Source organism: Streptosporangium sp. NPDC023615, assembly GCF_040640155.1.
In the GTDB taxonomy this organism is placed as follows: Bacteria; Actinomycetota; Actinomycetes; order Streptosporangiales; family Streptosporangiaceae; genus Streptosporangium.
Window position 1 is genome coordinate 71,021 of the sequence record NZ_JBFABE010000034.1, and the last position, 9,656, is coordinate 80,676.

The 9,656-nt window shown below is 72.8% G+C and carries 10 protein-coding genes; 5 read left to right on the forward strand and 5 right to left on the reverse strand.

Annotated elements, in window-relative coordinates; translation table 11 throughout:
- Window positions 1-63 precede the first annotated feature (63 nt).
- From AB0G16_RS23060 to AB0G16_RS23070, 3 genes are all read left to right on the forward strand, one after another.
- Window positions 64-672 (forward strand): methyltransferase domain-containing protein, encoded by a 609-nt coding sequence (locus AB0G16_RS23060; RefSeq protein WP_362808364.1) that lies wholly within the window; start codon window positions 64-66, stop codon window positions 670-672.
- A 67-nt stretch (window positions 673-739) separates the two neighbouring features.
- On the forward strand, window positions 740-1,921 hold the full coding sequence (locus AB0G16_RS23065; RefSeq protein WP_362808367.1) for an acyl-CoA dehydrogenase family protein: 1,182 nt from the start codon (window positions 740-742) through the stop codon (window positions 1,919-1,921).
- A 70-nt stretch (window positions 1,922-1,991) separates the two neighbouring features.
- A complete protein-coding gene (locus AB0G16_RS23070) occupies window positions 1,992-2,420 on the forward strand; it encodes an SRPBCC family protein (protein ID WP_362808370.1) in 429 nt (142 codons plus the stop codon).
- A gap of 6 nt (window positions 2,421-2,426) precedes the next feature.
- Here AB0G16_RS23070 and AB0G16_RS23075 read toward each other — a convergent pair whose 3' ends face one another.
- Genes AB0G16_RS23075 through AB0G16_RS23085 form a run of 3 tightly spaced genes read right to left on the reverse strand, consistent with a single transcriptional unit; the run spans window position 2,427 to window position 4,839 of the window.
- A complete protein-coding gene (locus tag AB0G16_RS23075; protein WP_362808373.1) occupies window positions 2,427-3,209 on the reverse strand; it encodes an enoyl-CoA hydratase/isomerase family protein in 783 nt (260 codons plus the stop codon).
- A complete protein-coding gene (locus tag AB0G16_RS23080) occupies window positions 3,206-4,120 on the reverse strand; it encodes an alpha/beta hydrolase (RefSeq protein WP_362808376.1) in 915 nt (304 codons plus the stop codon). Before AB0G16_RS23080 ends, AB0G16_RS23075 begins: the two co-directional genes overlap by 4 nt.
- Before the next feature lie 32 nt (window positions 4,121-4,152).
- On the reverse strand, window positions 4,153-4,839 hold the full coding sequence (locus AB0G16_RS23085) for a gamma-glutamyl-gamma-aminobutyrate hydrolase family protein (RefSeq protein WP_362808379.1): 687 nt from the start codon (window positions 4,837-4,839) through the stop codon (window positions 4,153-4,155).
- A 489-nt stretch (window positions 4,840-5,328) separates the two neighbouring features.
- On the opposite strand from AB0G16_RS23085, the gene AB0G16_RS23090 reads away from it, so the two are divergent.
- Both AB0G16_RS23090 and AB0G16_RS23095 read left to right on the forward strand, forming a co-directional pair.
- On the forward strand, window positions 5,329-6,444 hold the full coding sequence (locus AB0G16_RS23090; RefSeq protein WP_362808382.1) for a globin domain-containing protein: 1,116 nt from the start codon (window positions 5,329-5,331) through the stop codon (window positions 6,442-6,444).
- Between the two features lie 490 nt (window positions 6,445-6,934).
- Window positions 6,935-7,273 carry a hypothetical protein gene (locus AB0G16_RS23095; protein WP_362808385.1) on the forward strand — a complete coding sequence of 113 codons (339 nt, stop codon included), beginning with the start codon at window positions 6,935-6,937 and terminating at the stop codon, window positions 7,271-7,273.
- A gap of 178 nt (window positions 7,274-7,451) precedes the next feature.
- Here the strand turns inward: AB0G16_RS23095 and thyX are convergent, their stop codons facing one another.
- Both thyX and AB0G16_RS23105 read right to left on the reverse strand, forming a co-directional pair.
- Window positions 7,452-8,198, reverse strand: coding sequence for an FAD-dependent thymidylate synthase (thyX, locus tag AB0G16_RS23100; RefSeq protein WP_362808388.1), 747 nt, complete (start codon window positions 8,196-8,198; stop codon window positions 7,452-7,454).
- A gap of 155 nt (window positions 8,199-8,353) precedes the next feature.
- Window positions 8,354-9,550, reverse strand: a complete 1,197-nt coding sequence (locus tag AB0G16_RS23105) for an amidohydrolase (protein ID WP_362808391.1) — start codon at window positions 9,548-9,550, stop codon at window positions 8,354-8,356.
- Between the last annotated feature and the right edge of the window lie 106 nt (window positions 9,551-9,656).

Sequence of the window (9,656 nt, forward strand, 5' to 3'; positions counted from 1 at the left end):
CATGACCGAAATAACCACTAGTGACGCGCCGCGTGTCCCGTCACACCCCTTAGCCTTCACACCATGACCAATGACACCGCGCTCTTCCTGAGGCAGTGGATCCGCTCGCCGGGAACCGTCGGAGCGGTGGCACCGAGTTCGCGGCGGCTCGCCGAGACGGTGACCTCGTCCGTCCCGCACCGGGGTGACCCCGTGATCGTCGAGCTCGGTCCCGGGACGGGGGCGTTCACCGCGGAGATCCAGCGCCGCCTGGGAGGGCGCGGCCATCATCTGGCCGTCGAGATCAATCCCAGCCTGGCCGACTTCCTCGCCTCCAGGAACCCGGGGGTGGACGTCGTGGTCGACGACGCGGCGCGGCTGCCGCAGCTGCTGCGGGAGCGCGGCCTGCCCGAGGCCGACGTGATCGTGAGCGGGCTCCCCTGGGCGGCGTTCTCCGAGGAGACGCAGGCCCGGCTGCTGGACGCGGTCACCGCGGCCATGGGGCCGAACACGGCCTTCACCACCTTCGCCTACAGCTTCGCCAAGCGGCTCCCCCCGGCGCGGCGCTTCCGCAGGCGGCTGACGGACACGTTCGAGGAGGTCGTCCTGGGCCGTACGGTGTGGCGGAACGTGCCCCCCGCCTTCGTCTACCACGCGCGCAGGCCCCGCCAGGCGTCCGGCTCCCCGGCCTGACGTCACGCTGGAGACCGACCGAACTTCGTTCTATCATTGCGCCCGCAACGAGAACGGAGCTGATCACGTGGACTTCACCCTTCCGGAGAGCGCCCTGGCCGTCCAGCGCGGCGTGGGCGACATCTGCGCCCGCTACGACCTGGACTACTGGCAGCGCTGCGAGAGCGAGAAGCGCTGGCCGGAGGAGGTCTGGCGGGACCTGGCGAAGGGCGGCTGGCTCGGCCTGGCCGTCCCCGAGGAGTACGGGGGCGGCGGCCAAGGCCTGCTGGAGCTGGCCGTGGCCACCGAGACCCTCTCGGCCTCCGGCTCGGCCGGGGGCTCGGCCTTCACCTACGTGCTCACCCCCGGGTTCGGCGCGCTGACCCTGGCCAGGCACGGCAGCGCGTGGCAGCGCGACGAGCTGCTGCCCCCCATGGCCGTCGGCGAGCTGGAGACCTGCTTCGCGCTGACCGAGCCGGACGCCGGGTCCAACGCCCTGGGCATCTCCACCTTCGCCCGCCGCGACGGCGCCGAGTTCGTCGTCTCGGGCCAGAAGATCTGGATCACCGGCGTGCAGCGCGCCACCTGGATGCTCCTGGTCACCCGGACCGTCCCGGCCGCCGAGGCCAGGCCCCGCAGCAACGGCCTGACCGTCCTGCTGGTGAACGTCCCCGAGGCGGTCACCGCCGGGCGGCTGTCCTTCCGGCCGATCCCGAAGATGGGGGCGAACACCACCCCGTCCAACATGGTCTTCATCGACGAGCTGCGGGTGCCGGAGCGGAACGTGGTGGGCGAGGTCGACCAGGGCGCCCGGGTGCTGTGGGACATCCTCAACCCCGAGCGCGTCCTGCTCGCCGCCTCCGGGCTCGGCGGCGCCGAGGTGGCGTTGCGGGTGGCCGTGAAGTACGCCAAGGAGCGCGAGGTCTTCGGCCGCCCGATCGGCGCCAACCAGGCCATCGCCTTCCCGCTCGCCCAGGTCAAGGCGAAGATCGAGCTGGCCAGGCTGATGCTCTACAAGGCCGCCTGGCTGTTCGACCGCGGGCTGCCCTGCGGCACCGAGGCCAACATCGCCAAGCTGACCGCCTCCCAGGCGGCCTGGGAGGCGGCCGACCACGCCTTCCAGACGCACGGCGGGATGGCCTACTCGCTGGAGTACCCGGTGGCCCGGCTGCTGGCCGACGCCCGCATCGGCAGGGTCGCCCCGGTCACCGAGGAACTGCTGCTCAACCACCTGGCCACCCAGGTGCTCGGGCTCCCCCGCAGTTTCTGACCGGTTGCCCGGCGCGGCGGATGGGAATGACCACGGTCGCCATGACCGGGCGAGCACGAAGGAGTGGCCGATGTCGGCGTACGCGAGCACGGTGGTCGACGCCCCCGCCGACGAGGTGTGGGGTTATCTGAGGGACTTCGGCAACCTGGCCGAGTGGCTGCCGGGGATCGACCTCTGCGTGATCGAGGAGGGCGGCGACTCGCGGCCGGGCACGGTACGCCGGCTGGAGGGGCTCGGCGGCGTCTACAGGGAACGCCTGCTCACCCTCGACGACGACTCGCGCTCGGCGACGTACGAGATCCTGGAGTGCCCGCTGCCGGTCCGCGACTACCGCGCGGTCTACCGGGTGTCACCGGTCACCGACAGCGGCCGGGCGTTCGTGGAGTGGTCGGCCACCTTCGCCGCCGACGACGTGGCGAAGCTGGACAAGGTCTTCGTCAGGGGCGTCTTCGAGCCCGGGCTGGCCGCCCTGCACGGGAGGTTCCGGCCCGGCGCGTGAACCCGTTCAGCCGAAGGACGGCGGGCGCTTCTCGCGCAGGGCGCGCACCCCCTCGGCGACGTCCGGGCCGGTGAAGCCGAGGAACTCCATCGCCAGCGAGGCGTCGAAGGAGGGACCGGCCATGCGGAGCCAGTTGTTGAGGGAGTACTTGGTCAGCCGGATCGCCTCGGCGGAGCCCTCGGCCAGGCGGACCGCGATCTCCAGGGCCCGCTCGTGCACCAGGTCGTCGTCGACGCAGAGGCTGACCAGTCCCATCGCCTCGGCCTGCTCGCCGGTCACCGGCTCGCAGAGCAGCAGGTGGTACTTGGCCTTGGCCATGCCGCACAGCAGCGGCCAGACGATGGCGGCGTGGTCACCGGCCGCGACCCCCAGCCGGGTGTGGCCGTCGATGACGCGCGCGCCGCGGCCCGCGACGGAGATGTCGGCCAGCAGCGCGACGGCGAGCCCGGCGCCCACCGCCGGGCCCTGGATGGCCGACACGACGGGCTTGGAGCAGTTGATCACGTTGTAGACGATGTCGCGGGCCTCGGTGAAGACGCGCATGCGCACGGCGTGGTCGCGCGTCATCTCCTCGATCATCGACAGGTCGCCGCCCGCGGAGAACGCCTCGCCCTCGCCGCGGACGAGCACCGCGCGCACCTCGTCGTCACGGTCGGCCTCGCGCCAGATCTCGGCCAGCTCGCGGTGGCCGGTCATGTCCACCGCGTTCAGGCGGCGCGGCTCGCTGATCACGATCCTGAGCACGCCGGGGGCGGCCCAGTCACACCTGAGCTTCTCGTACTCCCTCACCGGAACGCCTCCGTCAATCGGGCGGCGGCGTACTCGCGCGCCTCGGCGGCCTGGTCGAAGAAGCCCGGCAGGCCGAAGAAGCCGTGGATGGCCCCCTCGTACCTGCGGGCCTCGACCGGCACCCCGGCCTCGGCGAGCCGGGCGGCGTAGGCCTCGCCCTCGTCGCGGAGCGGGTCGCACTCGGCCGTGATCACCGTCGCCGGGGCCAGCCCGGCCCTGTCGGCCAGGCGGGCCGGGGCGAGCCGGGGATCGTCCGGGTCCCCGCCGTAGCAGGAGACGAACCAGGCCATCTCGTCGGCGCCGAGCCCGAAGCCGGTGGCGTAGGTCGTGTAGCTCGGGGTGTCCATCGCCACGTCGGCGATCGGGTAGACGAGCACCTGGTGGACCAGCCGGAGCCCGGCGTCCCTGGCCCGCCAGGCGGCCACGGCCGCGAGGTTGCCGCCGGCGCTGTCGCCGCAGACCGCGACGCGCCCGGGATCGGCCCCGTAGGCGTCCGGGCGGGCGAAGACGTCCTGGACGGCGCTCCAGGCGTCGTCGGCCGCCGCCGGGAAGGGGTGGTGGGGGGCGAGGCGGTAGTCGACCGAGATCACGACCGCGCCGGTGCGCACCGCGAGGTCGCGGCCCAGCGCGTCGTTGCGGTCGACGCTCCCGAAGACCCAGCCCCCGCCGTGCAGGTAGACGAGCGCGGGCAGGGGGCGGTCGCCCTCCTCGGGCCGGTAGACCCGCACCGGGACGCCGCCGGCCAGGTCGTCCCTGACCACGGGGAGGGGGATGATCGGGCCGCGCTGCTCGGCGAAGGCGTCCAGCGTCCGGAGTCGCGCGATCGCCTCCGGGGTGAGCGTCGAGAGCGGGACCCCGAGGTCGGTCCGGAAGAGTTTCAGGTAGGCCTCGGCCTGCGGGTGCAAGGGCATGAACGCACCATACCCGCCGAGATCACGCGTGATCAGGGGCGGGCGGCCTCCAGCAGCGCCTCGACGAGCCGGTTGTCGCCGGTGCGCTCGGGGTGCCACTGCACGCCCAGGCAGAAGCGGTGCCCCTGGAGCTCGACACCCTCGACGATCTGGTCGTCGGCCCAGGCCACGGCGAGCAGCCCGGTGCCCAGCCGCCTGATCGCCTGGCGGTGCGGGGCGGTCACCTCGACCCGGTCGCCCAGCACCCGGCCGAGCCCGCTGGAGAGGCCGATCTGGACGAGGTGCGTCCCCGGGGTGGCGTGCCGGTCGTGGCCGACCACGTCGGGCAGCCACGGGATCAGGTCCCCGCCCTGGGCGACGTTCAGCACGTGCATGCCCCGGCCCACCGCGAGCAGCGGCAGGCCGGAACGGACGGCGGCGCGGGCCAGCGCCAGCTCGAAGCGGTCGCGGTGCGGCTGGGGGGCGCCGGCCCGGTCCTCGCGGGCGGCCCCGTACAGGGTGGGGTCCAGCTCGCCGCCGTCTGCCAGGATCACCCCGGACAGGCCGCGGACGTAGGCGCCGGCGCCGCCGGGGCCGAGCGGGGGCAGCAGCACCGGCGCGCCGCCCGCCTTCTCCACGGCCCTCGCGTACGACGCGGGCGACAGGACCGCCTCCTTGACCCAGTCACCCCAGCGGGCGGCCTCGAGGTAGGCGGTGACACCGATCAGGGGTCGGGACATGTGTTCTCCCAGGGCCGTACGCGAGGCGGCGCCCCCGGTTTCGGACAGCACCGATCCCATCTCCAGCGGATCCCCTATCATGACGCACCCGATTTCGGTCATGTCACACGTCCGAGGTATCAGTGTCGTCTCGCCGGCCCCCCTCAATCGTCACCCCGCGGCGAGTTCACCGGCCCGGCCACCGGGAACGCGGCGATGACCCATTCCCCCACGACCTGTAAAGACGTCAATAAAATTGAACGCGATTCTTTTTCGGCTTTATCGGCGAACCGGATTCGGTAATGACACAAAATAACCCCACCATTACCGACGGTTAGATTTCCCACCATATTGCGGAGAAACGGTTGTGACGGCCTCATGGTGATGGAAGACTCAAATATCGAGTGACCGGATGTGCCGGGGCCGCCGATCACTCGTCACCCGGAACCGTCAGGGAGGTGGAATCACATGATCGGACGCTGATCCGATCAATTAGGGTGGGTTCGTTAAATGTCGCTGAATCCGCGTCTCGTCAAGGAAAGCTTCGCCCTCATCGAACCCGTCGCGGACAAGGCCGCGGCGTACTTCTACGGGCGCCTGTTCGCCGAGAACCCGCACCTGCGGGCGATGTTCCCACCGGCGATGGACGTCCAGCGCGACCGCCTGTTCGGCGCGCTGACCAGGATCGTGTGGAGCGTGGACAGCCCGGACGGCATGTCCTCGTTCCTCGGCCAGCTCGGGCGCGACCACCGCAAGTACGGGGTGATCGCCGAGCACTACACCGCCATCGGCAACGCGCTGCTCGCCACGGCCAGGCGTTTCGCCGCCGAGGTCTGGGACACCGACATGGAGGCGGCCTGGGTGTCCGCGTACACCGCCGCGGCCAATCTCATGATCGATGCCGCCCAGGCGGACGCCGGGGTGTCCCCCGCCTGGTGGCCCGCCGAGGTGATCGACCACGAGCGCCGCACGCCGGACATCGCGGTGATCACCCTGCGCCTCGCCCAGGGGATGCCCTACCTTGCCGGGCAGTACGTCACGGTGCAGACCCCGCGCTGGCCGCGGGTATGGCGCATGTTCTCCATCGCGAACGCGCCGCGGCCGGACAACACCGTGCGCCTGCACGTCCGCGCGATCTCCGGAGGCTGGGTCTCCACCGCGCTGGTCCAGCACACCCGGATCGGCGACACCGTGACGCTCGGCCCCCCGATCGGCACCATGGTGCCCACCGCCTCCGGGCGTGACCTGCTCTGCGTGGCCGGCGGCACCGGCCTGGCACCGATCAAGGCGATCGTGGAGCATGTGATCGCCTCCGGCCGCCGCCCCAACATCCACCTGCTCCACGGCGCCCGCACCGCCCGGGAGCTCTACGACCTGCCCGACCTGAGACGGATGGAGGATTCCTTCCCCTGGCTGCGGGTGCTGCCCGTGGTCTCCGACGAACCCGGGTACGACGGCATGCGCGGCCGGGTGGCCGAGGTGATGGAGCGCTTCCACTCCTGGGCCGACCACGAGGCGTACGTCTGCGGTCCGGCCGCCATGGTCAACGAGGCGGTCGACAGGCTGGTACGGGGCGGGATGCCTCCGGCGAGCATCCACCGGGACGTCGCGCACGGTGAATCCTGAGCGGCGATCCGCGCGGTGAGTCCTGGGTGACAATCGGGGCGAACGCCCAGAACCGATCGAGCAGATTCCGCAGAGCCCGGCGGAAAGCGGCACGGCGTGGCAGCATGAGGCCCGATCCGAAAGGAGATGGTCATGCGCCAGGGCCCCCCTCCCAGCCCGTGTCCCCCTCTCGACCGCCGCCCGCCTGGATCCGCCCCCGACCCGCACGGCCCGCACGGCCCGCACGGTCCCTCGGTGAGGACCGTCCGGCCGCGTGAGCCCGCCCCCGGCTCCCTCCGCCGGTGGCCCGCCCGGGAGCACCCGCGGCACGCGCCGACCCGCGGCCCTCGTGCCCCCTTCGCGTGCCCGCCACCCGCGCCGCCCCATGGCCGTCGTGCCCGCTTCACCTGCCCGCCACCCGCGCCGCCCAGCGGCCGCCGTACCCCGCCGGCGTGCCCGTCGGCGTGCCCGCCGTCCGTGCCCGTCGTGTCCGCTTCGGCGCGCTGAGCCGATGGCCAGGCCCGTCACGCTCGTGACCTTCGTCCTCCCCGCCCCGCTCCGGCACTGGGCGGGCGAGACCTCCGGCCCCTCCGAGATCCGCGTTTTCGCCGTCGCCGACCGGGAGGACGGGCACCCGACCCTGGGCTCCGCCCTGGACACCCTGCGCCGCGTCCACCCGGCCCTCGAGCAACGCCTGCGTGACGACTACGGCGGTATCCGCCGTCACATCACCATGTTCGTCTGCGGCGAGAACGCCCGCCACCTCGGCGGCCTCGACTGCGAACTGCCCCCGGGCGCCGAGATCTTCGTCCTGCCGGCCCTCTCCCGCCGCCAGGAGACCACCGGCTGACCCGGTGGAGCCCCCGGCCGGGCACGAAGCCCGGTGGGCGACACCGGCCGGGCACGAAGCCCCGCGGGCGACACCGGCCGGCCCGGTGAGCGGCCCCGGGGGACGGGTGGCCCCCGATGGTCGTCCCCCGTCAGATCGTCGTCACCGGGGGCGGCGCGCCGTCGTCACGGGGCGATCGTCACGGGGCGACGCGCCCGGCGGCCACGAAGGCCTCGTGCGTGAGGGGCATCAGCCCCGCCCATGCGGCCTCCATCTTCTCGGCCACCATCTCGATCTCGCGCTGCGGGAACGAGGGCACCTTGGCCTGCTCGTTCTTGGTGCGCAGCGACAGGAAGTGCATGAGCGAGCGGGCGTTGCAGGTGGCGTACATGGAGGAGAACAGGCCGACGGGCAGCACGGCCCTGGCCACCTCGCGGGCGATCCCGGCCTCCAGCATCTCCCGGTAGGCGGCGTAGGAGGCCCGGTACGACGACTCCATCGCCTCAGTGACGATCTTGTGCTGCTCGGCGCTGCCCTCGACGAAGACGTACTGTCCGGGCTTTCCCTCCTGGACGAGCTTTCGCTCCGGCCCAGGGACGTAGAAAAACGGACGAAGCTCGCGATATCTCCCGCTCTCCTCGTTGTAGGACCAACCAGCCCTGTGACGGTGGAACTCACGGAAGACGAAGATCGGCGCCGAGACGAGGAAGGTCATCGAGTTGTGCTCGAAGGGGCTGCCGTGCCGGTCGCGCATCAGGAAGTTGATCAGGCCCTTCGAGCGCGCCGGGTCCTTGCCGGCCTCCTCCAGCGACTGCTCCCCCGCGGTCGAGACGCGCGCGGCCCAGAGCACGTCGGAGTCGGAGGCGCTGTGCTTGACCAGCTCCACCGTCACGTCGTCGAGAAAACGCGCCGCCGCCTCGTCGTCCGCCACCTGGCTCCCCCTCATCACGTCGTCGGTCGCGCCACATCCTAGAGCTTCCGCCTCCCCGGAAGCCGAAGACCCCCGGCCCCCCGGGATCCCACGACCTCGGAAGGCCCCGCTCTCCGCAAGGCCCCGGTCTCCGGAAGGCCCACGGGGTCGGCGGGCTCCCGTCGGGGGCCTCACAGCCGGTAGAGGCGGCGGGCGTTGCCGGAGCCGATCATCTGGGCCACCCGGGCGGCGTCGGCGACGCTCCACTCGCCGTCGGCCAGTCGCGCGGCCAGCGCCCCGGCCAGGCCGCGCCGGTAGTGCAGGGCACCGAGATGGCAGGTCTCGGCCACGCCGCGACCGCCGGAGCCGAACACCTGCCGGTGGAACGGCACCGACTCCAGCAGTTCCGCCATCACCGAGGCCGATCCGGTCACGCCACGGGCCGGCGCGGCCCCCACGTCGATGTAGACGTGCGGCAGGGAGCTCGCCAGCTGGGCGGCACGGCGGTGGAACGGATGGCAGCGCAGCAGGACGACGGGCACGCCCATCGGCTGCACGGCCACGACGAGATCGGTGGCGGGACCGGCGTGGCCGGCGAGGAACTGCAGCGGCCGCCCGTACTCCCTGGCGACGTCCGCGGCCGTCCAGAGCAGGTGGCGCAGCAGCACCTGGTCGGTGAGCCCCTCTCCCGGGCGGGCCAGCCGCCGGGCGGCCGCGGAGATGACCGCTCCCCGGCTCGGCCTGGCCACGTCGAGCCGCGCGCCCGTCCGGTGGGCGGTGACCGACTTCAGGGCGACGGCCGCGGCGGCCCGCGCGGCGAGCCCCTGGGAGAGGGCCGAGACGTAGCCGACCGCGGAGACCGCGTTCCCTGCGACCTCCTCCTCGGCCCGCTCGACGTGCGCGACCTGGACGGCGTTCGCCCCGCACGCGTGCCCCATCTCCGCCGGCGGAAGCACCTCGGGATCGCCGGGCCCGCCGAACTCGCCGAACTCGCCGGAGCCGCCGGGGCCGCCGGGGCCGCCGGCCTCGCCGCCCCCGTCGAGGTCGTCGAACAGGAAGGTGGCGATCCCGGCGGCGCCCAGCAGCCGCCGGTTCACCTCGGCGGCCCCCAGCTCCGCCCGCCGGGCCAGGTAGACGGCCGGCGGCACGTGCGGGGGGAGATCCAGGACGGGCGCGCACCAGCGGCGGACCGCCGCGCCGACCGGCGTGTCGAAGTGCGTGGTGCCGGGGGGCGCCGGGACGCCCGTCTCGGTGAGCAGCGTCTCGAACCGCGCCCGGTTCAGGTCGTCGCGGCGCACACCGTGACAGTTCTGGTCCACCAGCGGCGCCAGCAGCGCCTCCCGTACGACGTCGGGAAGCTCGACGGGCAGAACGCCGTCCGGCCTCATGCCCAGCCCCCCTCGTCCGCGGCGTGCCGCCCGATCCGGCCGGATCGGGCACCGGGCTCGGCACGGCCACCATGTACGCCTATCTCCTCCACGGCATGGTGGTGAA

Excerpts from the sequence above, each read along its gene's own strand:
- AB0G16_RS23060 (WP_362808364.1), top strand. The coding sequence starts at position 64 with ATGACCAATGACACCGCGCTCTTCCTGAGGCAGTGGATCCGCTCGCCG.
- AB0G16_RS23070 (WP_362808370.1), top strand. The coding sequence starts at position 1,992 with ATGTCGGCGTACGCGAGCACGGTGGTCGACGCCCCCGCCGACGAGGTG.
- AB0G16_RS23080 (WP_362808376.1), bottom strand. The coding sequence starts at position 4,120 with ATGCCCTTGCACCCGCAGGCCGAGGCCTACCTGAAACTCTTCCGGACC.
- AB0G16_RS23085 (WP_362808379.1), bottom strand. The coding sequence starts at position 4,839 with ATGTCCCGACCCCTGATCGGTGTCACCGCCTACCTCGAGGCCGCCCGC.
- AB0G16_RS23090 (WP_362808382.1), top strand. The coding sequence starts at position 5,329 with ATGTCGCTGAATCCGCGTCTCGTCAAGGAAAGCTTCGCCCTCATCGAA.
- AB0G16_RS23095 (WP_362808385.1), top strand. The coding sequence starts at position 6,935 with ATGGCCAGGCCCGTCACGCTCGTGACCTTCGTCCTCCCCGCCCCGCTC.
- thyX (WP_362808388.1), bottom strand. The coding sequence starts at position 8,198 with ATGAGGGGGAGCCAGGTGGCGGACGACGAGGCGGCGGCGCGTTTTCTC.
- AB0G16_RS23105 (WP_362808391.1), bottom strand. The coding sequence starts at position 9,550 with ATGAGGCCGGACGGCGTTCTGCCCGTCGAGCTTCCCGACGTCGTACGG.